Raw genomic sequence first — 24072 nt, forward strand, 5'->3', positions numbered from 1 at the left:
CCGGCACCGAGCCAGCATTACAACCCCGGAGCGTTACTGACTATGACGACCATTGCCTACAAAGACGGCGTAATCGCCTATGACGGCCGCCAGGTCCGTAACGATCGCATCGTCTCCGACAACGCACCGAAGTGCCTGGTTGTGGATGGTGTCAGCTTCTTCCTGGCAGGCGCCGTATGTGACGAGAAGGCGTTGATCGCCGCCTACTTCGGCACTCCCTCGAAGGTGCCGGTCGAGTGTTCAGGCTATGTCGTCGACGGCGGCAAGCTGTTGATGATCGGTCACGACGACACGACCGGAATATGGAAACAGGATCTTGATTCAGCGAACCCGGACGCCATGGGCAGCGGCGCGCCATACGCCTTGGCTGCGATGGATATGGGGGCAAGCGCGGAGGAGGCGGTGCGTGCCGCGATGAAGCGGGACATCTACACGGGCGGCATGGTCCGCACCGTCACCATTGCTCCAGTGGAGCCGAGGGCTATCCCATGACCACGATCACTACGCCTCGCGGCGTGCGCAACAACAACCCCGGCAACATCGACTACAACCCGCGCAATGCCTGGCAAGGGCAGCTTGGTCTGGAAGTCGGCGTGCCATCCCCACGGTTTGCACGCTTTGACACCCCAGAGAACGGCATCCGCGCCCTGGGCAAGCTGCTGATCAACTATCGCGGCAAGGACGGTATGCCCGGCGTGGGCGGCCCAGGCATCGACACCGTGCGCGAAACCATCACCAGGTGGGCTCCAGGCAATGAGAACAACACCGAGGCCTACATTGCGGCCGTGGCCCGCCGGTTGGGCGTGAATGCTACTGACGTGATCGACGTCCGGAAACCGGCAACGCTGAGTGTCATGGTGTCCAGCATTATTGCCCATGAATGCGCAGGATTCGCCTATCCAGAAGCTGTGTTAGCGGAAGGTCTCCGCCGAGCGTTGTCATGATCCGCTATCTGATCGCAGCCCTGATCGGCTGCCTGATCATCATCTACGGCGGCTATCAGCGCATCCAGTCTCAGTCTGAGGACTTGGCCACCGCCAAATCCCTGGTCACGATCCTGAACAAAGCGGCCGACTCTCGCCGGAATACTCAGCGACTGCTGGCCCAGATCGACACCGACCACACAAAGGAGTTGGAGAATGCCCAAGCCGATAATCAGCGTCTTCGCACTGCTGTTGGTACTGGCGCTCGCCGGTTGTCAGTCGAAGCCACGTGTCCCGCAGTGGGAGCCACCACCGCCACCTCCGGCCTGGGTCATGAAAAAGCGCGAGCCGAACTTGACCCAGCGGCTGGAGAAAGAATTGTCGCCATCGCCAACGACGGTGACGAAGGACTGATAGCGCTGCGCGCTGCCCAGGACTACATCACCAACATCTGCCTAAAAGGAAAAGATCAATGAGCAGCAACACTGGCGCCATTGCCCATGCCGCCCAAAAGCTGTGGCTTGCGCTGGCTGAGGGTAAAAGCAAACGCTACCTGGTGAACGACGGAGCCGGCAACTCGGTTGCTGTGGTTGGCGCGAGCCACGTTACTACACCCCAAGGTCTCTCCATTCTCGATGCCGGTGGCGCTGAGGTAGCGGTGTTTCGAGTGTTTGTTTCATTCGTCACCGAACCCTGGACTGAGCCTAAATCGCACACGCAATAACCTGAACCACACGCAAAGGAAGCGCTCCCATGGCTGCTAAATGTGATTGGGCAGCCGTCGAAAGGGATTACCGGACGGGTTGCTTTACCAACCGAGAATTGGGGCGTCGGCACAATGTGTCGGAGAGCTCGATCCGGAACCGTGCTGATAAGCACGAGTGGCAGAAAGACCTGTCCGAGATGATCCGTCAGCGCGTCAGGGAGAAGACCGGGCGCGCCGCCGCTGCTGCTGTCGCAGAGGCAACCAACGACGCCGAGATTGTCGAGCAGGCCGCCGAGGCCGGTGCCCAACTGGTACGCGGCCACCAGGTGGTGATTGCCAGAACCCGCGACATCACTCAGCAGTATGTCGAGCGCATTCATGAGCAGGTCGCCGCCGGCAAGATCACTGTCATGACCCAGAAGGGTGAGCCCGTCGAGATCGATATCCCGCTGGACTACGTCGGCAAGAGCATCGGCCATGCCACGCAATCCTTGGAGCGGCTGATCAAGCTCGAACGCCAGGCCCACGGCCTGGACACCGACAAAGAACGGGAAAGCACAGGCAAATCCCTCGAGGATCTGCTGGCTGAGGCTGCTGGTGATGGCGAATGAAACGGACCGTCAGCGCCTGGTGCGCGAGGGCGATGAGCTCATTGGGCTGCACCTCGCCAAGCAGCTGAAAGGCAAAGCCCTTCTGCTGAAAGCCCTGGGCAACAAGTGGTACAGGCTCAACGCCCTGTACAAAATCAAGGACAAAAACGGCAAGGTTCGGCGCTTCAAGCCGAATCAGCAGCAGCGCGAGCGATTCCTCGACGAGCATAACCGCGACATCATCCTCAAGGCCCGGCAGTTGGGCTTTACCACCTTCGAGATGATCGACGCGCTCGACGATTGCCTGTTCATCAGGAACTACAGTGCCGGCTGCATCTGCCACACGTTGCCGGACGCGAAAGAGATCTACCGTAACAAAATCAGGTTTGCCTACGAAAAGCTGTCAGGCGACCCGGCGTGGTCTGCAATTTTCAAGCTGATCGGAATGCGCCTGCCGGTACCGCGCAGTGACAAGGACCAAGGTTACATCTTCGACAACGGCTCCAGCATTCAGGTGTCGACCTCGTTCCGGGGTGGCACGCTCCAGCGCCTGCATGTGTCGGAGTTCGGCAAGATCTGCAAGCTGAGCCCGGACAAGGCCCAGGAAATCGTCACCGGTGCGTTTGAGGCCGTGGGCCTAGGCAATCGGGTCACCATTGAAAGCACCGCCGAGGGTCGTGAAGGCTACTTCTTCACCTATTGCGAGTTGGCCAGGGCCATTAAAGACGCCGGCCGCACGCCGACGGTGATGGATTGGCAGTTCCACTTCTTCCCCTGGTTCAAAGACCCCACGTATCGCCTGGAGGCATTCGACCAGGTGGTGGTGCCGCAGTGGTTGCAGGAGTACTTCGCCGAGCTGGCAGCCAAACACGGAATCCGCCTCGACCGCGCCCAGCAAGCCTGGTACGCCAAAAAGGCCGAAGCGCTCCACGACGACATGAAGCGCGAATACCCAGCCACGCCTGACGAAGCTTTCGACCAAGGCATCAAGGGTGCTTACTACCTCACGCAGATGCGATTCCTGCGGCAACAGGGCCGGATCACCAAGGCGGTGACCCGAAACCCTACGTTGCCGGTTTTCACTGCCTGGGACTTGGGCATGGGGGACGCTATGTCCATCGTGCTGTTCCAGGTGGTGGGCCGCCAGGTGCACATCATCGATTACATCGAGCATTCCGGTGAGGGCATGGAGTACTACGGCGATCTGCTCAAAAAGCTGGGTTATTCCTACGGTGCCCACTACGCCCCGCACGACATCGTTGTGCGCGAGATCGGTACAGGGAAGTCCCGTATCGACGTGGCAAAGCAATACGGGATCACGTTTCAGATCGTCCCGCGCGTCTCCCGAAATAGCGAGGGTGTGCAGGCGGTGCGTAACTTCCTGCCGCTGTGCTGGTTCGCCGAGGACGAGCAAGACACCCGCGCGTCGACTGGCGATGCCGATACAGGCAAGCCAAGGACCGCAGGCGTGTCGAGGCTGATCGACTGCATCGACAACTACCGGAAAGAGTGGGATCTGAGGTTGGGCGTGTACAAGGATCAGCCACGTCACGACTGGGCGAGCCACGGGGCCAAGGCATTTGAAACCCTGGCACGCTGCGGAGTCTTCGAGGCAACGGCAGGGGCAATCCCCGCAGCGCCAACAACATCAAACACGGATCGAGCCCGACGCAACTGGAGCGCGCACACATGACCACTATGTTTATTGAATGGAAGCAGGTCGCCGACGTCATAGCCCGCCTGGTTGCCCCGCTCACCGTCCAGAGCTTTCAGCTACGTCGAGACATTGGCTTGGTCCAAGTCGATGCGGTAGAGATCAAGGAGCCAGATGGCGCGCACCCTGCAGTTCGGGTGCAGTTCGAGATGGCTCACGACCTGGGCGTGACACTCAACGTCAAGTTGGCCGAGTTTGCGGCCGACCCCGTGAACTACATGCAGGATCTGCTGGCGAACCTGCGGAAACTGGAGCACGGCGCGAAACTGCGCCGCTCTGGCCGTCAGGCTGAAATCAACAACGTTCATGAGGCAATGATCCATGGCTGAATTAGGTTTGCTGCAATTCAGGAGCGCCGCAGACCTGCATGCTGATGACGTCGCCGCTGAGGAGCAGGCGCTGCAAAGCCGGCGCGCTCTACAGGTGCAGTCGTCTTTGGCGGCGCACATCCGGCGGTGCTTCGAGTCTGCCAAAAACGCCAAGCGTGAAATCGATGATCGGCTGCTGGACTGCGCGCGGCGCCAGAAAGGAAAGCATGAGGAGGCGAAACTCCAAGCGATCCGGGAAGCTGGTGGCAGCGAGATTTATCCCAAGCTGACCACCACCAAGTGCCGCGCGGGCGCTTCCTGGATTCGTGACATTCTGATTCCGGTCAACGGTCACCCATGGGGACTAGATCCAACGCCGGTGGCGGATATCCCGCCCGAGTTTCTTGCTGCATTTCAGCAGAAGCTCGCCCAGCAGATGATGCAGGCCCAGCAGGCCCAGCAGGGGGAGCAGGGGCAAGATGCGCCACAGATGATGCCTGACCCAGCCGAGCTGGAAGCGAAGCTGCGTGAGCTCATCCAGGAGAAGGCCAAGGAGGCGAGCGAGGCGCATGAAACGCTTATCGCCGACCAGTTGGCCGAGGGCGGCTGGGAAACCGCGCTCGAGGAGTTCATCGACGACTTCACCATCTACCCGGCGGCATTTGTAAAAGGGCCATTGCTTCAACGTGTGCCGCAGATTGCCTGGGGCCAAAACTGGCAGATGATCGAAACGGAGGAGATTCAACCCCTGTTTCACCGGGTTTCGCCCTTCGACATCTATCCGTCGCCAGATTCGACGAACACCGATGACGGTGCATTCATCATTGAGCGCGAACGCTATACACGGTCACGTCTCAACGCGCTCACCGGTGTTCCCGGCTATAGCGACAACGCGGTTCGCGCCGTGCTTGCCGAGCATGGCCAAGGCGGCCTGCGTGAGTGGCTCGCAACTGATTCGCAGCGCGCGCGGCTTGAGGACAAGGCCGGCGACTGGATGATCAATAACGGGGAAACCATCGAGGGGCTGCACTATTGGGGCGGCGCCCAGGGCCTGATGCTACTGCAATGGGGCATTGATCCATCCCAGGTGCCGGACGTGCTTGATGAGTACCAGGTTGACGCGATCCTGATCGGCAATCACGTCATTCGCTGCGTGTTCAACCGCAACCCTTTGGGCGGCCGGCCATATCACAAAGCGTCGTTCCAGATCGTGCCCGGCTCGTTCTGGGGTATGTCAATTCCTGAGTTGATGAGTGACGTGCAAGACTTCTGCGGCTCAACAGCCCGCGCGCAGGCCAATAACATGGCGTTTGCCAGTGGCCCGCAGGTGGAAGTTGATGAAGACCGCTTGCAGCCAGGTGAGAACCCCAACGAGATGTATCCGCTGAAGCGCTGGCGGGTGAAAAGCGGCCAGACACCAGGGCTACAGGGAGGCGCGACCTCACCTGTAATTCGCTTTTACCAGCCCGTCAGCATGGCTGGTGAGCTTCAGGCGGTCTATGACTCTTGGGAGAAGCGCGCGGACGACGCGACGAATATCCCGCGATACATCTACGGTGCCGAAAAGGTCGGTGGCGCAGGCAACACGGCCAGCGGCCTGTCGATGCTGATGGAGTCGGCCAACAAGGGGATCAAGGACGCGATCCGTCACATCGACCGTGGGGTGGTGCGTCGTGTCATTGAGGCGCTCTGGTTGTTCAACATGCGCTATTCCGATGACAACGCCATCAAGGGCGACTGCAAAGTCGTGGCCCGCGGCGCTAACGCGATGCTCCAGCGTGAGCAGACGCTGAACGCTCGCACTCAGTTCCTGAGTTTCACCAACAACCCGACCGACATGCAGATCCTTGGCCTTGAAGGCAGGGCAGCGATCTTACGCAAGGTTGCTGAAAGCCTGGATATGCCAGGCCTGATCCCGACGAAAGCTGAGATGAAGACCCGGGAGGAGCAACAGCAGGCCCAGCAGGCCCAGCAGCAGCAACAGCAAGCCGCCGCGATGGGACAGCAGGTCGAAGCGGAAACAGAGAAAACCGCTGCCCAAACGGCTGAACTGACCGCGAAAGCCGAGAAAACCCGTGCTGAGGCCCAGCGCCTCGGCATGAGCAACGGTGCCGTGGTTGCCCAACTTCAACATGCAGGTGGCGGAGCCAATGAAACCCAGCAACCACCAATGGCAAGCCCTGGTCAACCTGACCAACAGCCCGGACTGGAAGCACCTCAAGGAGATGCTGAACAGCCATTTGACGGAGGCGCAGCAGAGCCTGGAGGGGGTGAACAACCTGGAGGCTTTATTCAGGGCCCAGGGCAGGGCGAGCCTGGCCAGGGAGCTGATCAAGTCGTTTGAAGAATCCCGCGAGATGCTTGAGCGAATCCAGGCAAGCACCTCGCGGCCTATCCAGTAGCTACAAAAAAAGCCGCCCAACTTGAGGCGGCTTTTTTGTGGCCACTCTCCGGTCATTTGGCCAAATGCCCGGAACCAGTAGCACACCCAGAAGCCCGGACCTGCCGGCTCTACCCAAGGAGAACACGATCAATGAGCACGCTACCCCGCAACGTACAGGCGCAAATCGATGAAGCAACGGCTATTCAGGAAGCGCTGAATAAGCCTGCCGAGAACCCCGCACCAGATGCGGCTCCGGCAGCAGATCCAAATGCGCCGGTGATCTCAGACCAACAAGCACCCGCCAAAACGGACCCGGCACCCGCCGCCCGGAACGACGGTGCTGATTACTGGGAGCAACGCTTCAAGGTCATGCAAGGGAAATACAACGCTGAAGTACCCGCGTTGCAACAGGAAGTGTCCCGACTGACCGCAGAACTGGCGAAAGCGCAGCAGCCCGCAGGCAATGCGGTGCAACGCGCAGTGTCGGATCTGACCCCCGAGGAAATTGAGAGCTACGGGCCGGACCTCATAGCACTTATCCAGCGAGTGGCTGGTGGCCAGGCTTCTGGCGCCAATCCCGCGGAACTGGAATCGATCAAAACCGAACTCGAGGGGCTGAAGCATAAAACCCAGAAAAGTGAACAGGAAAAAGCCGAGCAAGCGCAGGAAGAGTTCTTCCGGCAACTGATTCAGCGCGTTCCTGACGCAGTTGAGATCAACGGATTGCCCGCGTTCCATGAATGGCTCAGCCACATGGACACGTTCACCGGCAAAGAGCGGCAGCAGCTTTTGATCGAGGCCCAGACTGCCAACGACGCATACCGCGCCGCTGCGCTGTTCCAGGCCTTCAAAGACGCGCAGCCCGCACCGGCATCACCGAGCCCAGATCGCACCATCCCACCGGAAAACGTTCAGCCACGCTCCACTCGCACCGATCCTACGCCGCCGGCGGAGGGTAAGTGGTGGAGCAATGCTGAAATCAACGAGTTCTACAAGGATGTGGCGCTGGGCAAGCGGTACACGAAAGCCGAGGCGACTGCGATTGAACAGGACATCTCAGACGCGGTAGCAAACGGTCGCATTTCGCGATAGCACGCGCTCTGTAACGCCGCGAGGCGTCAGGAAATAGGAGCTACACCATGGCAGGTCCAGTACGCGCCGCAGGGCATCCAGACTACAGCTCCACCAGCGCATCGGGTTTCATCCCGGCGCTCTGGTCGGGCAAGCTGGTGCAGAAGCTGTACGCCGCAACTGTTTTCGGTGAAATCGCCAACACCGACTACGAAGGCGAAATCAAGAACCAGGGCGACACCATCAACATCCGCACCGTGCCATCGATCGTCATTAAGGACTACAAAATCGGCGGCGGCGTGGTCTACGAAAAGCCGGTCAGCGACAAAGTCACGCTGCAGATTGACCAGGGCAAGTACTTCGCGTTCGAGGTGAACGACGTCGATGCTTACCAGGCCGATATCAAACTCATGGACGAGTTCAGCACCGACGGCGGTGAGCAGATGAAGGTCGCTATCGACACTCAGCTGCTCAACCGTCACTACGCTGACGCCGATGCGGCCAACCGCGGCGACAATGCCGGCGCCAAGTCTGGCGGCATCAACCTGGGCAAAGCTGGCGCGCCTGTGCAGATCACCAAGGACAACATCCTGGATGTGTTGGTGGACTGCGGGACCGTCCTCGACGAACAGAACGTTCCCGAGCAAGGTCGCTGGGTGGTTCTGCCGGCCTGGATGAACGGCATGCTGAAAAAGTCTGACTTGCGTGACGCCAGCATCATGGGCGATGCCACTTCGGTTTTCCGCAACGGCAAGGTCGGCATGCTCGACCGGTTCACTGTGTACATCAGCAACAACACCACCGCAGTGGATGACGTCGCAGCCACCAAGAGGGCCAGTAACGTGATGTTCGGTCACAAGAAAGGCCTCACCTTTGCCAGCCAGATGACCAAGATGGAAACCCTGCCGAACCCGAACGACTTCGGCAAACTCGTTCGTGGTTTGAACGTGTTCGGTTCCGGCGTCATCGACCCGAAAGCGATCGGCAACCTGTACTGCAGCCGCTGATCACCCTCATCTCCACACCATAAGCGGCCTCCTGGCCGCTTTTTGCTTTTCTCGGAGAAAACCATGATTCGCGAATTGATTGAAAAGGCAAAAACAGCCGACAAAGACGGTTTGCTCGAAATGCTGAAAGATCTGGGCTTGAAGGCAGACCAGCGCAAGAGCGAAGACACACTACGCTCCGAATTGCTCGCAGGGCTCGAGAAGGCCCTGGCTGACGAAGCCGACGACGAAAACGCGCCGAACCCCGATCTGGTGCCAGGCAATGCCGGCACTGCCGGCCTCGCTGATCCAAAGACTACCGGCGATCCTGACGCCGGTACTGGCGCCGCTGCACACCCTGCATTGGGTGATGGTGCCGATCAAGCGACGGATGGCGACCAACCCGCCGGCGGTGACTCCGCTTCCCACAGTGCTGCTGTTGAAACTGTGCAGGTCGCTGCCGACCCTGGCCCTGGGCGCCACATTGGGCCTTTCGCCGTGAACGGCGAGGACGGCCAGGTGTATCTGCCCGAGGCGCTGGTGCGCGATGCCACCATCCCAGGCATCAACATGAAGTTGGTAGCAGGCGAACCGCCAACAGCCTCCGCATTGGCCGAGGCCCAAGCGCCCGATCTCGACGACGTCGACGAGGAGGAGCGTTCGGTGCCGGTCACCGGCAATCGTCTGCTGCGCAACACCAGGACCGGCTGCGAGTTCGTATGGACTACCGAGCTGGCGAAACTTTCCTACATGCAAGAGGTGTAAACCGTGGCCGTGACGACTGTAGGCAACATCCTGACCCGCGCCAAAAAGATCCTGCAGGAAGTCACATCCAACGGCACGCGGTGGGCTAACACCGAGCTGCTGGATTGGCTGAACGAAGGGTATGCGGCAATTTGCAACATCAAGCCCAATGCCAGTTCTGTCACGGCCGAAATTACTTGCGCCCCGGGCACCAGGCAATCCATCCCCGAGGGCGGCCTGCGCCTGCTGGAGGTGGTGCGCAACATTACCCCCGCGGGCGGTGGGCTGAGTGTGATTCTCACGACCCGAGGCGCTATCGACTCAACCAGGCGCCGGTGGCACGCCGAGCAGCAGGTCGAGGAGATCGAGCAGTACATCTTCGACGAGGCTGCGCCGCGCCAGTTTTATGTCTACCCGCCGGCGATGGCCACCAGCAAGCTGGAGATCATCTACTCGTCGGTGCCAGACCCGCACGCCCAGGCGATGGCCACCGACGCCGCCGCTGAAAAGATCCGCCTGGATGACTCGTTTGCGCCGGTGCTGGTGGATTACATCCTCTCCAGGGCCTACGCGAAAGACGCCGAACACGCGGCCAACCTCAACCGCGCAACGATGCACTTCCAGATGTTCCAGGCTGCCCTGGGCATGAAGGTGCAGACGGATCGCATGCTTGGCCCTCTGCCAGTCGCCGCCACATCCCAGCAACAGGTACCGCAGCAATGAACGTGAGCCAGCTGGTCGACCAGATCCTGCCAAACGTGCCGGGGGTGGTAATCGCCTCTATCCGTGACGGTGTGGCCTGGGCGCTGCGCGAGCTGTGCACAGAGGTGCCGGCTTGGAAAGTCAGAATCCAGCTGTCCGATGGTGAGCAGCAAATCACCGCCGGGCCTGGCCTGGAGCCTATCCGCATCCAGGCGCTGTATCAGGATGGCCGGCCTGCCTATTGCCAGGTGTTCCAGCCTTCGCCGGACACGGTCATTGTCACCGGTGACCCTTCGGGGCTGACCGCTGATGTGGTCGTGCGGCCCACGTTTGGCTCCACTTTGGCGGTGCCCCCGGACTGGCTGCTGGACCGTTACTGCGAGGCGTTGATGCTCGGCGCCCAGTACTGGCTGCGCAAGATGCCCGAGAAACCCTGGTCCGATATGCAGCGCGCCCTGATGGATCAGGCAGCGTTCTATGCCCTCTGCACGAATGCCCGATCTGAGGCGCTCGCCGGCCACCAGTCCGGCAGCATAAGGATGAATACACCGAGGTTTCCATGACATCGATTGCGATCACGTCTTTCAAGGGCGAGTTGCCAGCGCTGACCCCGCGTCTTTTGCAGCCGACCAACGCCCAGGCGGCCCGCAACGTCAATCTGCGCAAGGGGTCGCTGCGGGCTGAAAATGCGCCGCTGCCCGTGCTTGGGATTGGCGGCGTGATCAATCCGTCATCCATCTACCGGTACCCATTCGGTAACGACGGCGCCGGGTTCTGGTTTGCCTGGGGCGATGGCCAGCAGGTCAATGCAGCAAAAAGCCCGCTCGCGAAGGATGCTTGGTCGCGGGTGTACTGGACCGGCGACTCGTTTCCCAAGATGGCCCCCATCGGTGTCGCCACTCAGGGTGCTGGGCCATACCCATCCGGGTTTTATCGGCTGGGCATCCCTGCTCCGGTCAGCGCGCCATTGGTGACAGAGCCAGCCGGCGGTGAAGCACCGCCCACCACCACCGTGGGCGCGACGTATGTGGTGACCTATGTCTCAGCCTATGGCGAAGAAGGGCCGCCTAGCCCTGCGTCGAACATCATCAACCGCTGGGACGGCGCGGGCGACCAGTTGCCTGGGAAAGTCAACGTTCAACTGCCGCCGTCGCCCAACGGGCCGTACAACATCGTCACCAAACGGCTCTACCGGTCGGAAAGTGGCGGTGAATTCCTGTATTTGGCTGACTTCCCTGTGGCCCAAGGCAGTTGGGTGGACGACGTGAATAGCGATGAGCTGGGTATTGCCTGCCCGTCGCTCACCTGGGATATGCCAGATCCGGCGATGGTCGGCCTGGTCGAGATGCCAAACGGCATATTTGCCGGGTTCTTCGACAACACGCTGTGCTTTTGCGAGCCGTATCACCCGCACGCCTGGCCGGTTGATTACCAAATTTCCTTTCCTGACAAAATAGTCGGGATTGGCGTCACCACTGCCGGGCTGGTGGTTGCCACCACCGGACGTCCGCGACTGGTCACCGGCACAACGCCTGCGGCGATGAGCGCTGCTGACCCGGATGCAGACCGTCTGTGCGTGTCCAGGGGGTCGGTGGTCGATATGGGCGAGTACGTCGTCTATGCGTCGACCGAGGGGCTGGTGGCGGTGTCTGGCGGTGAGCCTCAACTGATCACCGACGGGGTGCTGACGCCGGAGCAGTGGCAAGCGCTGAATCCTGCATCGATTCATGCGTGTCGATACGAAGGTCGGTATCTCGCGTTTTACGACGGCGGGTGCTTTGCACTGGCCCCAGGCGAGGGGATCGAGTTCATTGACGCCCAGGCGGCCAACTCCTACTACGACATTGCGGCCTCCACGCTGTATCTGATCCAGGGCAACACGATTGCCAAGTGGCGAGGCGGGCCGCCGATGACCTACCGATGGCGCTCGAAGGTATTCGAGTTTCCACCAGGCTCAGCCAATTTCAGCTGCGGAAAGGTGGTGGCGGCGGCGTTTCCGGTCCGGTTCCGCGTGATCGCCGATGGCACCACTGCGCTCGACGCCGAAATTGGCAGTAACCAGATGTTCAGGCTGCCGCCGGGTTTCGCGGATGCGCGCGAATGGCAGGTGGAAGCGTCCGGCTCGACCGAAGTTTTCTCTATCCAAATTGCGAACACACCCTCTGAGTTGACCTAATGACGACAAAACGCTCAAGCCTTCCTGCACCCAGCAGCAAGGTTTCGGCGGAGTTGCGCCCGTTTTTCAGTGCTCTGACTGAGATCATTGAGACGGGCGAGGGGAATCGCGGGAATGGCCTCGACAAGAAGCTGACCTACCGGGATTTGCTGGAAAGCGGTGCGTTCACGCTCCGGCCAGGCTGGAAGCCAGGTGGTAACGGCGGATTGGTTCCAAGCCCTGGCGTGCCAGACCGGGCAATACCGCCTGCCCCTGTGGGGTTCCAGGGTGCTGGCGTGTTCGGCATGAACACCTTGACCTGGGATAACCCCTACAAGCTCTATCGAAACCACTCGCTGACCAACATTTACCGCAGTGAAACCGATAACTTCGGTCAGGCGACGCAGATCAGTCGCGCCACGGGCATGATGTACAGCGACCCAATTCGAGGCGATGCAGTTGACCCCAACGACCCCAAGAAAGGGAAAGTGTATTTCTACTGGATCACCTGGGTTTCCACCTCGGGCATTGAGGGGCCGCCCAACAGCCCGGCCGGCACCGCCATCGAGGCGCAACTCGATATCGACTATCTGCTCAAGCTGATCACCAGCCAGACCAGTCAGAGCGAGCTTGCAAAAGCGCTGGCGAAAGCCATCGACCTGGAAGGGCTGAATCAGACGATAGCAATGCTGGATGCGGCCGCGCAGTCGGCGAGGCTTCTGACGTCCGCTGAGCGATTCCTGCGCGATGACGACAACGTCCAGATCCGCCGGCAAATCACTGATATTCGGGTGCAGACCGGCGAAGACGTGAAGGCGGCTATCACGCAGCTGCAGGAAGTCATTACCTCCGATCAGCAGGCAATCGCCCATCAAATCGACCTGATGCAGGTCAGCGTCGGTAAGGCCCAGGCCGATATCGTCGGCGAGCGATCGGCGCGTATTACTTTGCAGGATGCCGCCACCCAGGCACTGAACGGCATGTCGTCGCGCCTTGAGACCGCTGAGGCGGTGCTGACCGGTTACAGCGAGACCTTTGCAAGTGCTTTGGAAACCCAGGTTCGCAACATGATGAGTCTGGTCGCGCGGATGGATAACACCGACGCGATATACGTGAGCGATCAGCAAGCCATCGTCACCGAATTTGAAGCGACTACCCGCGCAATCACGACTCTGCAAAGCAACTTGAATGACCAGTCAGCAGCCATTGAGCAGACTCTCAGCACTCATTCCTCGGCGCTCGAGGGGTTGTCGGCTCAGTACACGTTGCGGCTCGATGTGAATGGGCTTATCAGCGGGTTTGGTGCTTACAACAATGGCGCAGTGGCTGACTTCTCTATCTTGGCCAACCGCTTCTGGATCGCCACACCTGGTGTGCAAGGCCCTAATTATGTGAACCCTTTCACTGTCGATGGCGAACGGGTCTATATCAACACTCTGCTGGTCAGAGATGCATCCATCCAGCAGGCGCAGATTGGGCCAATAAGTATCGGAAAACTGACGGCCAATGATGGGTTTACGCCAATCACAACCATCGGCGGCCAACTGCGCGCCGAGGCCATCGACGTCGCGAACATCACAATCGGGTTCGGCCAGGTGTACGGGCAGTTGGTCAGCTCGCAAATAGGTGCCGGCGGGCTGCCAAGGTTTGTAATCGACCCGCAGGCCGGGATTTTCATGAATGGCCTCGTGGGCGGGACGCGCATGGTCATGACGGACCAGTATCAACACTGGTACGACGCCGCCGGCGGCCTGCGTATTGAAATCGGGGAGATGATGGTATGACGTCGATCATTCGCTGCCGTGATGCGAATCAGCAGGTCACGTTCGATAGCACGGTTCGAACGATTCGAAAAATGGAATCGATCCGAACCCAGAGTAATGCCGGTGGCAGCCTAGACCTGACCCAGTATGCAGGCTTCAAACTGGACATCAGCCTGATGCCTGCGGAAAACGTGGGGTTCTCCCCTGTGCCCCTTGTGGTGATCAGTGCGGACGGCAATACGCTGACCTGGTCCCCAGCGCCCGTTTCCTGTTTTCTGATCCTTGGGATTTCTTCATGAGCATCGGATTCAGGATCAAAAACGACTGGGGTAACCTCGCCGTCGACGAGAACAATCCGATATTCATCGCGGTCGGTGAGAGCGCAGGGCACGTCGATAACGCCGGCTGGACCGATATCCGCCTTTACAAGGACAGAGACGGCATTCCGCCGGTGGCGATCTTCCTGGAATACACGTTCTACGGTGTATCAACCAGCCCGACGCCGCCGCTGGTGTTCGCCAGGCCTCGCAACGTCGCCTCTCAGGTGAACACCGTCATCGGCTACGTTGCCGCCAAAGGTGCGCCAGGCGCATGGACCGGAATGGTGGTGGTGTTCACCATCACGAACCTCCCAGGCAACCCCCAGAACACCGCGCAGCTTTATCCGCTCCTGCGGGCTTATATGTGCGAGTTCCTGGTGGTGTTCTCCGGCGGGTATATCAGCGGCGAAACCCACGGCGTGCGTGTGTGGGCGCCCGGGTCGTCGACGGTGGTGTTCGACTCCGGAAACAATGCCGTCAGCTACAAGCGATCCAATGGCGTCTGGAACTACAGTCACCGCGACCAGGTGCTCAGCGACCAATACCTCGAGGCTTGGAACGGCTCGGATACGTTCGGGGCTCGCAATGAATGGATGCTGATCAGTTCCATCGGGACTGGCTATTTCATGCGGTACAACGGCGAGGTGGCCGGCAGCAGGATGATTATTCCAGGCCTGATAGGGGAGGCCGTTCAGCGAATCATCCTCACAGGCCGGTCTGGCACGCTGATTCACATGCCATTTCTGTTCATCGAAACCCGCAAGCCAGTGGCTGAAGGTGTCGTTCTACCCACCGGCCCCGGCCCCGCGTAAATTCTTCAGGAAAAATCATGGCTACGACTCATATCTACCGCGCTGGCACGGTCAGCATCGCCTCGGGCGCTGTAATTGCAACCGGCGCGGGCACCGCCTGGCTGTCGAACGCGGCCAGGGGCGACGTGCTGGTGGTTCCAAGCGGTCAATGCTTTGAGCTGGTTACGGTGGAGACCGACACCCGGCTGACGCTCGATGCGGCCCCGGTGGCGGCGATAAATGGCGCACCCTACGTATTGCTTCGCTTTGCCACCGCCCAAAATGTGCGCGATCTCCTTGAGAAAGTAGAGGAGTTCCTGAAGGACAGGCAGGTCAGCCTGGCCGAGTTCGCCGACTGGGCTTCCGGGACTGCTACCGGCGGGCCGAACAAAGACGGAAAGTATCCACTCACCGACCGGTACGGCACTGTCACCATGTCCGCGTGCCCGGCCAAGCTTGCAGTTATTGCGGGCACTGGCGGCGGCGGGGCCGGAACGGTGAAGCGACTCAATGACGTCACCCCGGATGAAAACGGAAAGCTCACCGTCACCCCGGGCGATATCCAGGCGGCGACGGCCCAGCAGGGTGTGCTGGCTGATGGTGCTGTGCAAAAGGCGTTGTCCAAGATCTATAAGCCCCTGCTCACCGACGTGCTGGTGCTGGGGGACAGTCGTGTTTTCCAATGCACAAAGGGCAACGTCGGGTTTTCTGACTGGGCAGTGTCGGAATCCGGCGGCCTAGCGGCCTTCCCCCTCAACCTGAACAAAGGCATCGACGGCAACACCACCTCCCAGATGCTCGCCCGACTCGAGGCTGACGTCTTGGCCAACAGCGCATCGTTCGACGTGATGGTGCATTTCGGCACGGGCAATGACCGCATCAAAGGAATGTCCCTGGAGCAGACAATCCGGAACGTTGAGTATATGTACGCCGCCCTGATCAAGCGGGGCAAGGTTGTCATTGCCGTCGCAGAGACTCCGATCATCGGTGCGAACGTGGGTTTGCCGGCGCAGCAGACCGCGAACCACTTCGCTATCCATAACTGGTATCTGAACGTCGCTCCAAGCTTGGGCGTCCTGGTGGTGAATCCTTGGGACGAGATGGTCGACCCGGCATCCGGTTCGAATTTCTGGCCCCTGGGCGGCCTGACTGGTGACGGTCTCCACCCAACGCCCGCCGGCGCGCGCATCATCGGTCGCAAGGTCGCCGAGGTGCTGAAACGGCTCTTTACCTTTCCCGCAATCCTCCCTACAGCGAATGTTGCGTTCGACGCAGCGCTGGTGCCCGGCGGAAGCCTGATCCCGAATTCGCTTCTTACCGGCACGAACGGGCTGCTGGGGGATGGCAGCAACGCTACCGGCCAGCTGGCTTCGTCATGCACCCTGCTGGGCTCGGATCTCAACGGCCTGGCCGTGGCGGCTTCGAAAGAGGCGGCAGATATTGGGTTCAAGCAGGTTATGCGTATCACCGGGATGCCCAGCGGCACCACGCCGACACTGACTTTTGAACAGTCGGTGGACGTATCGAGGGTTGCGGTAGGGCAGCGACTGCGCGCTGTGGCCGGCTGGGAGTTCATCAGTGTGAATACCAGCGTGCTGCAGGTCGCCCTGCAAATCGTCGCGGTGAGTGCGAGCGGCACCACCATTGCCCAGATCGGGCAGAACCAGGAACTCGTCAACGCAATGCCGATTGGGACCATCGCCGGGACCCTCGTCACGCAGACACTGACCCTGGCCGAGGTGCCCACCAGCTTAAAGGTCCGGCTGTCCATCATCTGCAAGAGCGGTACCGGGCAGGACGCAACGATCAAACTTCGTCAGGTAGACCTGACACGAATTTTCGCGTGAGGGCTTATCAATGAGTGAAACACAAGAGCAAATGCTTGCCAGGGTGCTCCAGGGTAATTCCGATGCAATCGCGTTCTGCGAGACGCTTTTCGCTATTTCGCAGACCTTGGATGACATCGTGGACGGTGATAAGCCGCTCACCACCAACGACGTTTACCAGGCTTTCTGGTTGGCGCTGATCGAATTACCCATCAACCCGTTCTATCGGCACTTCGAGCACTTCGTGCGTCCGCTCATGGCCGGCGCTCTCCAAGACTGGCGCGATAGCGTCACCCTGGAGCGAGACGGCGACCATCACGGCCGCAGCTTGGCCTTTGTCCTGCGCGACCAGCTCACCGGTCTGGTGGTGCAGTGCGCGTACCTCATCGGCGGGAGTGCCTGGATGGCAGAGGTCTCCGCCGGCATTCGTCGATTTTTCCATGACGAGACCTTTTCTGCCTACAACCAGGAACTGATCAAAGGAGTTGCACGATGAGCGGCGGCGGAAAGAAGGCAGACAACTCAATCCAGGAAACGCCCGAGCAGAAGTTCGCTGCCCAGGTGGCGGCGGAGAAGTGGAACTACGCCCAGGAGCGGCTGGCGCCCGTCGAAAACGCGTACATGAAACGCGTGGATGACATGGATTCGGCCGGCAGCATGGCCTACGTCCGCGGCAAGGCGAACGCGGGGACGCAACAAGCACTGGCGTCGGGCCTGAAGCAGGTCGACCAGGGCATGGCTCAGCAGTACGGTCTGAACCCAAACAGTGGCCGCTCCATCGGTGCCCAGGGAGACTTGGCCGCCAGTGTCGGGGCCGCCGGCGGCGACACAATGGCTCGTGCACAGTTTGAGCAGAAGGGTCAGAAAATAGCCGGGCTCAGCAGCGTAGCGGCCATCGGTCAGGGGCAATCGTCTCAGGCCCAGGCGGGTCTCAACACCGTAGCTAACCAGGCAGCTCAAGATGCTCAAGCTGCCGCGTTCACCAGCTTCAACCGTAAATCGGCGAACCTGCAACTCGCTGGCGCGGCCATGGGCGCGGTGGCCGGCGGAGCCGCCTACGGGCTCAACAACATGGCCGAGGCGAAGAAAGCGGCTGCGGCCTCGGCAGGTGACACGAACTCTGGCCTATCTAGCTTCAACAGCGGCTACGGGATGTCCACGGACAGCCTGCAGGGGTTTAAGTACAAAGCAAACTTCGGAGGTGAATAAAAATGCCCTACTACGTAGATCCGAGCGCCGCGTTCGCCGGAAAACAAGGTGCCTCCACGGTGCTTGGGCAGTTGAGCCGTTCCCAATGGGATGACTGGAAGGCTCGCTTTCAACCCTACGTCGACAAGCTGGCCAACATCGCCACCAGCGACTCTTTCGCCGGCGAGCAAGCCGCGACCGCCTCGGAGTCAGTCAACAAAACCTTCGACAGCGCGACCCAGGGCCTGCAGATGCAGCAGCAGGGCATGGGGTTGATGCTGACGCCTGCCCAGCAGGCAGCCCAGGACAGGAAAATGCAGCTGGGTCGAGCTTCAGCAACGGTCGACGCGAGCAACAACGCACGTGTTTCGGCGCGTGACCTGCAAGAGCAAATCATGGCCGGCGGGATGGGCCTCAGTGGACTGAAACCGGGGAGTTAAATCATGGGTTATGGATTGATCGGATTGAAACAGGAAATGCAGGGGGAGGCCATGCAAGGCCTCTCCCAGCTATCCCAGCAGCAGCAACAGGCGAAACTGGCTGAAGACCAGATGAACCAGCAGAACAAGGCCAACACCCAATCGAGTCAGGTGGGCATGGCCACCACCGGCGCTATGGCCGGCTCAGCCTTTGGACCAGTTGGTACGGCCATTGGCGCGGGGATTGGCTTCATTGCAGGGTCTTTTATGTGACGGGTATAGTTAAACAGTCGCGATGTGATCGCTCTCTGTTCGTGAAGGAAGCCTGCTATGTACGTCGAGTTATTCACCGGATTGGTAATTCTTTGGTTCTTGGGGAGTTACATTTATAACTTTCATTTGGCCTCTAAAGAGTGTGAGCGGCGGGCGCGGGAATACAACAAAGCAATGGAAGCGCTTGTAGACGAACTTGGACCCACTAAATACAGTCAATTTTTTGATCAGCACTCGATTTTCCCATTTATGGAAGAGGGCGTTAAGAAAGGAAAGTGGGGTATTCGCCTGGGCTGGTAAAGCGCTTGCTTCAAGCTAGTCAAAATTAATAACTGGACTACATAAAAAACTTAACACAAAGCAAATTAGCAACGGCAGACATTAGGTCGAGCTGTTTCTTATTGTCGGGAGACAACAAATGGCAGGCGGATTAGACACCCGTGGCGGAATGGATGGCTTCACTCAGGGCTTTGGCCTGGTAAGCAATCTCCTCGCGCAGAAGGACCAGCGAGCACTCCAGCAGGCTCAACTCGCCCAACAGGCAGAGGATCGCCAATATGGCCGCGAGATCCAGCAACAGGAAATGGGCCTGCGCAAAGACGATTTGGCATATCGACGGGAAACTGATCAGCGAAACTACACTGACACCCAGGCCCAGCGTCAGTACCTCCACCAGCGCGATGCCGATAACGCTGCGCGCCAGGACCGCCAGTTCCAGGCAACCTACGGCCTTCAGGTGGCTGGTCAACGGCAGGCGGCGGCGAGGATGCAGCGCGAGGATCAGCGCCTCGACCTTCAGCAACAGCAACTGACACGCCAGATCGGTCGGCAGGACAAGGCGGAGATGCAACAGCAGGATGCGCTCACAGCGAAATCGGCTTATGCCAAAATCGCCGCCGGCGGTGACCTGGATGACACCGACCTCGAAGTCTTCAAGCGCAACCCATGGATGGACCCCCGCCACGTCCTCTCTCCCGCTATGCAGGGCGACGTGGCCACCGCCGGCAAAGTATTCACCGGAGAACTCAACTCTAACGCCCCGGAAGCCTTGGATGCTGTGAACCGGGTGTTTGGTCCCGATATCCAGAAGGGCGGCGGCGGCAAAAAGCGCATTGTTCAGGTAATGCCCGGTCAGACCGAGGGCACAGTGGTGTTCGAGCTGGAAGTCACCGGTGATGATGGGAAGAAATACACCGCCCCGATGACGAAGAATCGCGGTACTACAAATGATGCCGACGACGAAGTGCTCGAGGTTCCCATCGAGAAATTGGTTGACCGTGTGTCCGGCTACAAGCTCCTGAGTGGCGTATTCAATACCCCTGAAAACAGGCAGGCCGCGCTGCGCTATGGCCAGCAGATGGGATTGGCTCCGAAGGATCAGATGAGCAAGCCCCTTGCTGCCCCGGTTCAAAAAGCCGAGGACAAGGATCTGGAAGCCATCGCCGCTGCGTCAACCATGAACGATCAGCTTTCGAAGGTTGGCGAACAGATATCTTCTGGGAAGCTCAAGCTCGGGCCGGTCAGCAACACGCTCGCATCCGCGCGAAATGCTATGGGCATGAGCACTGAGGAGTCGCGGAACTACGGTTCGTTGAACTCCACGCTTGAGCAGCTGCGCAATGCCAGTTTGCGGCTCAACGCTGGCGTGCAGACGGACGGTGACGCCCAGAGAGCCTGGAATGAGCTCATCACCAACATCAACGACCCCGCGCTCGTGCAGCAACGCCTGACTGAAATCCGTGCCCTGAACGAAAAGGCAATGGATCTGAAAACCAACATGATCCAGCAGCGCCGGCATAACGCCCGTGCGGAGCCTTTGGACATTGGCACGGTCATTCCGCAGGTGGACCAACAGCGCGGTTTGCAAATGCCAAAAGCTCAAGCTGCGCCTCGGCAAGAACAGCCTGCGTCGCCTCGTATCGCAAACGACGATGATTACAATCGCCTGCCGTCCGGCACGGTGTTCATCGATCCGAATGGAAAACAAAGGGTGAAACCATAATGGCCGCTTGGGAAGATGCTCCGCTCCATGAAGCGGCCGCTGTTGCAAAACCAGAAAACCGCCCTGCCAGATCCGCATGGGAATCTGCGCCGATCGCGGAAAAAGAAGCCCCTCAAGAAGGCGGTTTTTTCCAGTCGGTGAAGAATTTGTTCACAGGTGAGGATCGGCAAACCCGCGCAACTAAAGAGCTTCCAGAATTGCAAAATTCTGGGCTTTTCAAAGGTCTTGATATCCCGGCTGGCCAGCAAGCTGCGTTGTTCGCGGCGCTGCCGACTACCACTGATACTGGCGAAATTGCCAAAATGTTGCGGTCCAGTTCCCCCTATATCGGAATTTCTCAAGACGAGAAAGGCAACCTGATCGCTGCAAACAACAAGACCGGTGTACAGGCAGTGATTAACAAGCCAGGCTTGACTGGCCTCGACGTGGCGCAGGCTGTAGGTATTGGTGCAGCATTCACGCCAGCAGGGCGGGGGGCTGCAATGGCCGGTGGTGGCATGGGTCGTCAGGCATTGGTTTTAGGTGCGGGCTCCGCTGCTACACAGGCGGGGCTTGAGGGCCTGCAAGAAAATGCCGGCGGTAATTTTGACGGCGGCGATATTGCTATTGCTGGCGCGCTCGGCGCGGCAACCCCGTTTGTAGCGAGTGCCGCGGGCGGTGTTGTGGACGCTGGTAGGCGTGCAGTCAGGGCAATGCGAAATCCTGCCCAGGGCGAAAACGCTCAACTTGTTCGAGCAGCCGAGCAAACCAACATCCCATTGATGACTTCTGATGTATTTCCGCCTGAAACGTTCATGTCACGCAGCGCGCAGGTAGCCGGTGAGCGAATTCCGTTCGCTGGTACGGCTGGTGCGCGGCAAGCGCAGCGAGAAGCACGGATAGCCGCGGTTGAGGATCTCAATAATCAGTACCCGCCGCCCCAGGCTGATCAGATTATGGAAAGCCTTCAGGCAAGGGTGGGCCGCCGGCGTCAAGCTGCTGGTAACAGGATTGGCAAGTACGAGGCCCAGCTGGATCAGGTAGGAGTTGTGCCATATGCCAGAACGACCCAAGCCGCGGATGACGCTCTTGCCGAGCTAAACCGGCCGGGAATTGTAGGAAGCCCGGAGGCGGCGAACGAAATCCAGCAGTTCATGCAGACGCTCAACGCGGCGCCGCAAACCTACTCCTCACTCCGGGAGAACCGCACAGCGTTGCGAGACATCGTTAAGTCTTTCGATGGTGCCGCGAGGAGCCAGTTGCCTACTCGGGCGAAAGCACTACTTACCCGCCTTCAGTCGGCGCTTTATGACGACATGAGCGATGTTGCGCAGGCGAACCTGCCAGTTCAAGACGTTCTCAAGCTTCGTCAGGCGAATGCTATCTACGGCGAAGAGGCCGGAAAAGTAAGCAAGTCACGCATGAAGTCAGTGCTTGATCGTGGAGATGTCACGCCTGAGCTGGCCGAGAGCTTGCTTTTCAGTCGGAAGCCAAGTGAGGTGCGAAACCTATTCCAGAGCCTCGATACTGAAGGCAGGCAGGCTGCGCGTGCGACGATCATTCAAAAGCTTCTCAGAGATTCACATGGCGCCGATGGTCTATCTCCGGATCGTTTTATCAACAACATGAACAAGATGCCGGCCCAGGCTAATATTTTCTTTAGAGATGCTGATCGCCAACAGCTTGAAGGGTTGCGCCGGGTTTTGGATTCGACACGGCGCGCAGGACAGGCAGGCGTGATGACAAACACTGGGCAGCAAAACTACAGTATCGGCGGTTTCGCTGCCGCAACTGCGGCCGGGCTGAAGGCAATACCCATTGCCGGCGCGATCGGTGGTTTCGCACGTCTGTACGAGAGCGCGCCTGTTCGGAATGCCTTGATTCGGCTTGCGGAAAATCCAAGCACTGGCGCCTCTTCTGCTGCTGCACAGGCTCTGGCCGTACGCTTTTCACCTTACCTCCAGGCGATGCAAGCTGGTGGAGGGGATGACGATAATTCTGAGGCTACAGCACCCGTCGACCGGCCTCCGGCTACTGCAGGTCAGCCAAATTTGCCCAAAGTGCCGGATCAGGCTCAGATCCCATCCTCGGAGTCGACGGAAATATCGTCCAAGAACCAGCAGAGTCTGGAAAACGGCATCCCCGAACCAGCAGAGTCGGGTCGATCAAAGCAGCAAGGTCTGCTCGCTCCCGGAAACATCGATCTGAACGCCAGGCCCACGGTCAGGAATGCTGACGGCTCGATCAGTACCGTTCGATCAATGTCGATCGGCATCGATGGCAAGGAAGTGCTCATTCCCACAGTCAGCGATGACGGCAGGATCATGTCGGACGACGAGGCGATCCAGACTTATCAGCGCACCGGCAAGCACCTCGGTATGTTCAAGAATCCCGAGAGCGCTAATGCGTACGCTGAAAAGCTGCACGAGGACCAGGCGGAACAATATGGCGACAAGGATGGCGCCAAGCCCGGTGACGTTCTGCCGGAGGCTGGTGACGATCAAGCCGCCTTGCCCCCTGCCCAGGCGCTGGACCTCGCTGCCCGAAGTGCCGCTACCTCTCCGGATAACGATCTGCCTGAACCGAGTGCTGCCCAGAAGGAAGCGGGCAACTATCGCAAGGGGCATATCAGGCTGCAGGGGCTGAACATCGCCATCGAGAACCCACGCGGTTCTGAGCGAAAAGGCGTCGATGCGAACGGCAAGGAGTGGTCGCATCCCATGTCCGACCATTACGGCTACATCAAGCGCACCACCGGTGCTGATGGCGACCAGGTCGACGTGTACGTCGGTCCTGAGCCTTTCAGCCAGCGCGTGTACGTCGTAGACCAGAAAGACCAGGGCTCAGGTAAATTTGATGAGCACAAGGTCATGCTGGGCTACACCAGCCAGGCGGCGGCCATCAAAGCCTACAAGGCAAACTTCGACAAGGACTGGAGCGTGGGCGACGTCACCGAGATGAAAATGCCGGAGTTCAAGGCTTGGCTCAAGGCTGGCGACACCGAAAAGCCGCTTGCAGCCGCGACTTCGAAGCCAACCGTGAAGTCCATCAATGCCAAAATGGCAGCGGTGCGCCTCGGCGGAATGAGTGCAGAGCGCAAACAGCAGGAGTTGGCCAAGCTGACCCAGGAACGGGAACAGCTCGCCAGTTGATTGAAGCGGCCTGCTTTTATAGAGGCCGCACACCCCACTTAATCCGGCCGTGAGGCCCCACCCAATAGGTACCCCAG

Annotated in this window: 26 protein-coding genes; 25 read left to right on the plus strand and 1 reads right to left on the minus strand. The window is 59.5% G+C overall.

What is annotated here, in order from left to right; all coding sequences use genetic code 11:
- Positions 1-42: 42 nt before the first annotated feature.
- From ACM530_RS14335 to ACM530_RS14445, 23 genes are all read left to right on the plus strand, one after another.
- Positions 43-492 (plus strand): proteasome subunit beta, encoded by a 450-nt coding sequence (locus tag ACM530_RS14335; RefSeq protein ID WP_416365009.1) that lies wholly within the window; start codon positions 43-45, stop codon positions 490-492.
- A 5-nt stretch (positions 493-497) separates the two neighbouring features.
- A complete protein-coding gene (locus tag ACM530_RS14340; protein ID WP_416365096.1) occupies positions 498-944 on the plus strand; it encodes a structural protein P5 in 447 nt (148 codons plus the stop codon).
- Positions 941-1399 carry a lysis protein gene (locus ACM530_RS14345; RefSeq protein WP_416365010.1) on the plus strand — a complete coding sequence of 153 codons (459 nt, stop codon included), beginning with the start codon at positions 941-943 and terminating at the stop codon, positions 1397-1399. The genes ACM530_RS14340 and ACM530_RS14345 overlap by 4 nt, the downstream gene beginning before the upstream one ends.
- Positions 1396-1647, plus strand: coding sequence for a hypothetical protein (locus tag ACM530_RS14350; RefSeq protein ID WP_416365011.1), 252 nt, complete (start codon positions 1396-1398; stop codon positions 1645-1647). The genes ACM530_RS14345 and ACM530_RS14350 overlap by 4 nt, the downstream gene beginning before the upstream one ends.
- Before the next feature lie 29 nt (positions 1648-1676).
- Positions 1677-2240 carry a hypothetical protein gene (locus ACM530_RS14355; RefSeq protein WP_259038431.1) on the plus strand — a complete coding sequence of 188 codons (564 nt, stop codon included), beginning with the start codon at positions 1677-1679 and terminating at the stop codon, positions 2238-2240.
- Positions 2230-3912 (plus strand): terminase, encoded by a 1683-nt coding sequence (locus ACM530_RS14360; RefSeq protein WP_416365012.1) that lies wholly within the window; start codon positions 2230-2232, stop codon positions 3910-3912. Before ACM530_RS14355 ends, ACM530_RS14360 begins: the two co-directional genes overlap by 11 nt.
- Positions 3909-4262: a hypothetical protein gene (locus ACM530_RS14365; RefSeq protein ID WP_099236446.1), complete on the plus strand. Its 354-nt coding sequence runs from the start codon at positions 3909-3911 to the stop codon at positions 4260-4262. Before ACM530_RS14360 ends, ACM530_RS14365 begins: the two co-directional genes overlap by 4 nt.
- Positions 4255-6585, plus strand: a complete 2331-nt coding sequence (locus tag ACM530_RS14370; protein ID WP_416365013.1) for a hypothetical protein — start codon at positions 4255-4257, stop codon at positions 6583-6585. Before ACM530_RS14365 ends, ACM530_RS14370 begins: the two co-directional genes overlap by 8 nt.
- A 189-nt stretch (positions 6586-6774) precedes the next feature.
- Positions 6775-7716: a hypothetical protein gene (locus ACM530_RS14375; RefSeq protein WP_416365014.1), complete on the plus strand. Its 942-nt coding sequence runs from the start codon at positions 6775-6777 to the stop codon at positions 7714-7716.
- A gap of 47 nt (positions 7717-7763) precedes the next feature.
- Positions 7764-8702 (plus strand): hypothetical protein, encoded by a 939-nt coding sequence (locus tag ACM530_RS14380; RefSeq protein ID WP_106118252.1) that lies wholly within the window; start codon positions 7764-7766, stop codon positions 8700-8702.
- Between the two features lie 63 nt (positions 8703-8765).
- Positions 8766-9446 carry a hypothetical protein gene (locus ACM530_RS14385; protein WP_416365015.1) on the plus strand — a complete coding sequence of 227 codons (681 nt, stop codon included), beginning with the start codon at positions 8766-8768 and terminating at the stop codon, positions 9444-9446.
- Between the two features lie 3 nt (positions 9447-9449).
- Positions 9450-10148 (plus strand): DUF6682 family protein, encoded by a 699-nt coding sequence (locus tag ACM530_RS14390; RefSeq protein ID WP_200583897.1) that lies wholly within the window; start codon positions 9450-9452, stop codon positions 10146-10148.
- Positions 10145-10690 carry a hypothetical protein gene (locus tag ACM530_RS14395; protein WP_416365016.1) on the plus strand — a complete coding sequence of 182 codons (546 nt, stop codon included), beginning with the start codon at positions 10145-10147 and terminating at the stop codon, positions 10688-10690. The genes ACM530_RS14390 and ACM530_RS14395 overlap by 4 nt, the downstream gene beginning before the upstream one ends.
- Complete coding sequence (locus tag ACM530_RS14400) at positions 10687-12303, plus strand: hypothetical protein (protein WP_416365017.1); 1617 nt, start codon at positions 10687-10689, stop codon at positions 12301-12303. Before ACM530_RS14395 ends, ACM530_RS14400 begins: the two co-directional genes overlap by 4 nt.
- On the plus strand, positions 12303-14066 hold the full coding sequence (locus ACM530_RS14405; RefSeq protein ID WP_416365018.1) for a hypothetical protein: 1764 nt from the start codon (positions 12303-12305) through the stop codon (positions 14064-14066). Before ACM530_RS14400 ends, ACM530_RS14405 begins: the two co-directional genes overlap by 1 nt.
- Positions 14063-14344, plus strand: a complete 282-nt coding sequence (locus ACM530_RS14410) for a hypothetical protein (protein WP_099236438.1) — start codon at positions 14063-14065, stop codon at positions 14342-14344. Before ACM530_RS14405 ends, ACM530_RS14410 begins: the two co-directional genes overlap by 4 nt.
- Positions 14341-15177, plus strand: a complete 837-nt coding sequence (locus tag ACM530_RS14415) for a hypothetical protein (protein WP_099236437.1) — start codon at positions 14341-14343, stop codon at positions 15175-15177. The genes ACM530_RS14410 and ACM530_RS14415 overlap by 4 nt, the downstream gene beginning before the upstream one ends.
- Positions 15178-15194: 17 nt before the next feature.
- Entirely contained in the window at positions 15195-17003 is a 1809-nt protein-coding gene (locus tag ACM530_RS14420) for an SGNH/GDSL hydrolase family protein (RefSeq protein ID WP_416365019.1), read from the plus strand.
- 10 nt (positions 17004-17013) lie between these two features.
- On the plus strand, positions 17014-17478 hold the full coding sequence (locus ACM530_RS14425) for a hypothetical protein (RefSeq protein ID WP_200583879.1): 465 nt from the start codon (positions 17014-17016) through the stop codon (positions 17476-17478).
- A complete protein-coding gene (locus ACM530_RS14430) occupies positions 17475-18191 on the plus strand; it encodes a hypothetical protein (RefSeq protein WP_416365020.1) in 717 nt (238 codons plus the stop codon). The genes ACM530_RS14425 and ACM530_RS14430 overlap by 4 nt, the downstream gene beginning before the upstream one ends.
- 2 nt (positions 18192-18193) lie before the next feature.
- Positions 18194-18610, plus strand: a complete 417-nt coding sequence (locus ACM530_RS14435; protein WP_416365021.1) for a hypothetical protein — start codon at positions 18194-18196, stop codon at positions 18608-18610.
- A 3-nt stretch (positions 18611-18613) separates the two neighbouring features.
- The gene (locus ACM530_RS14440; protein ID WP_099236432.1) at positions 18614-18862 is read left to right on the plus strand and encodes a bacteriocin; all 249 of its coding nucleotides are present in this window, start codon (positions 18614-18616) and stop codon (positions 18860-18862) included.
- A 57-nt stretch (positions 18863-18919) separates the two neighbouring features.
- Positions 18920-19162: a hypothetical protein gene (locus tag ACM530_RS14445; RefSeq protein ID WP_416365022.1), complete on the plus strand. Its 243-nt coding sequence runs from the start codon at positions 18920-18922 to the stop codon at positions 19160-19162.
- A gap of 130 nt (positions 19163-19292) precedes the next feature.
- Here ACM530_RS14445 and ACM530_RS14450 read toward each other — a convergent pair whose 3' ends face one another.
- Complete coding sequence (locus ACM530_RS14450; RefSeq protein ID WP_416365023.1) at positions 19293-19670, minus strand: hypothetical protein; 378 nt, start codon at positions 19668-19670, stop codon at positions 19293-19295.
- Here ACM530_RS14450 and ACM530_RS14455 point away from each other — a divergent pair.
- Positions 19629-20864 carry a hypothetical protein gene (locus ACM530_RS14455; protein ID WP_416365024.1) on the plus strand — a complete coding sequence of 412 codons (1236 nt, stop codon included), beginning with the start codon at positions 19629-19631 and terminating at the stop codon, positions 20862-20864. The two genes, ACM530_RS14450 and ACM530_RS14455, sit on opposite strands and share 42 nt — an antisense overlap.
- Complete coding sequence (locus tag ACM530_RS14460) at positions 20864-23995, plus strand: hypothetical protein (protein WP_416365025.1); 3132 nt, start codon at positions 20864-20866, stop codon at positions 23993-23995. The genes ACM530_RS14455 and ACM530_RS14460 overlap by 1 nt, the downstream gene beginning before the upstream one ends.
- Positions 23996-24072 lie beyond the last annotated feature (77 nt).

It is taken from the genome of Pseudomonas sp. NFX183, assembly GCF_047943075.1.
Taxonomy (GTDB): Bacteria; Pseudomonadota; Gammaproteobacteria; order Pseudomonadales; family Pseudomonadaceae; genus Aquipseudomonas.

Excerpts from the sequence above, each read along its gene's own strand:
- ACM530_RS14335 (WP_416365009.1), top strand. The coding sequence starts at position 43 with ATGACGACCATTGCCTACAAAGACGGCGTAATCGCCTATGACGGCCGC.
- ACM530_RS14345 (WP_416365010.1), top strand. The coding sequence starts at position 941 with ATGATCCGCTATCTGATCGCAGCCCTGATCGGCTGCCTGATCATCATC.
- ACM530_RS14350 (WP_416365011.1), top strand. The coding sequence starts at position 1,396 with ATGAGCAGCAACACTGGCGCCATTGCCCATGCCGCCCAAAAGCTGTGG.
- ACM530_RS14355 (WP_259038431.1), top strand. The coding sequence starts at position 1,677 with ATGGCTGCTAAATGTGATTGGGCAGCCGTCGAAAGGGATTACCGGACG.
- ACM530_RS14360 (WP_416365012.1), top strand. The coding sequence starts at position 2,230 with ATGGCGAATGAAACGGACCGTCAGCGCCTGGTGCGCGAGGGCGATGAG.
- ACM530_RS14365 (WP_099236446.1), top strand. The coding sequence starts at position 3,909 with ATGACCACTATGTTTATTGAATGGAAGCAGGTCGCCGACGTCATAGCC.
- ACM530_RS14370 (WP_416365013.1), top strand. The coding sequence starts at position 4,255 with ATGGCTGAATTAGGTTTGCTGCAATTCAGGAGCGCCGCAGACCTGCAT.
- ACM530_RS14375 (WP_416365014.1), top strand. The coding sequence starts at position 6,775 with ATGAGCACGCTACCCCGCAACGTACAGGCGCAAATCGATGAAGCAACG.
- ACM530_RS14380 (WP_106118252.1), top strand. The coding sequence starts at position 7,764 with ATGGCAGGTCCAGTACGCGCCGCAGGGCATCCAGACTACAGCTCCACC.
- ACM530_RS14385 (WP_416365015.1), top strand. The coding sequence starts at position 8,766 with ATGATTCGCGAATTGATTGAAAAGGCAAAAACAGCCGACAAAGACGGT.
- ACM530_RS14395 (WP_416365016.1), top strand. The coding sequence starts at position 10,145 with ATGAACGTGAGCCAGCTGGTCGACCAGATCCTGCCAAACGTGCCGGGG.
- ACM530_RS14400 (WP_416365017.1), top strand. The coding sequence starts at position 10,687 with ATGACATCGATTGCGATCACGTCTTTCAAGGGCGAGTTGCCAGCGCTG.
- ACM530_RS14405 (WP_416365018.1), top strand. The coding sequence starts at position 12,303 with ATGACGACAAAACGCTCAAGCCTTCCTGCACCCAGCAGCAAGGTTTCG.
- ACM530_RS14410 (WP_099236438.1), top strand. The coding sequence starts at position 14,063 with ATGACGTCGATCATTCGCTGCCGTGATGCGAATCAGCAGGTCACGTTC.
- ACM530_RS14415 (WP_099236437.1), top strand. The coding sequence starts at position 14,341 with ATGAGCATCGGATTCAGGATCAAAAACGACTGGGGTAACCTCGCCGTC.
- ACM530_RS14420 (WP_416365019.1), top strand. The coding sequence starts at position 15,195 with ATGGCTACGACTCATATCTACCGCGCTGGCACGGTCAGCATCGCCTCG.
- ACM530_RS14425 (WP_200583879.1), top strand. The coding sequence starts at position 17,014 with ATGAGTGAAACACAAGAGCAAATGCTTGCCAGGGTGCTCCAGGGTAAT.
- ACM530_RS14430 (WP_416365020.1), top strand. The coding sequence starts at position 17,475 with ATGAGCGGCGGCGGAAAGAAGGCAGACAACTCAATCCAGGAAACGCCC.
- ACM530_RS14435 (WP_416365021.1), top strand. The coding sequence starts at position 18,194 with ATGCCCTACTACGTAGATCCGAGCGCCGCGTTCGCCGGAAAACAAGGT.
- ACM530_RS14440 (WP_099236432.1), top strand. The coding sequence starts at position 18,614 with ATGGGTTATGGATTGATCGGATTGAAACAGGAAATGCAGGGGGAGGCC.
- ACM530_RS14445 (WP_416365022.1), top strand. The coding sequence starts at position 18,920 with ATGTACGTCGAGTTATTCACCGGATTGGTAATTCTTTGGTTCTTGGGG.
- ACM530_RS14455 (WP_416365024.1), top strand. The coding sequence starts at position 19,629 with ATGCAGCGCGAGGATCAGCGCCTCGACCTTCAGCAACAGCAACTGACA.
- ACM530_RS14460 (WP_416365025.1), top strand. The coding sequence starts at position 20,864 with ATGGCCGCTTGGGAAGATGCTCCGCTCCATGAAGCGGCCGCTGTTGCA.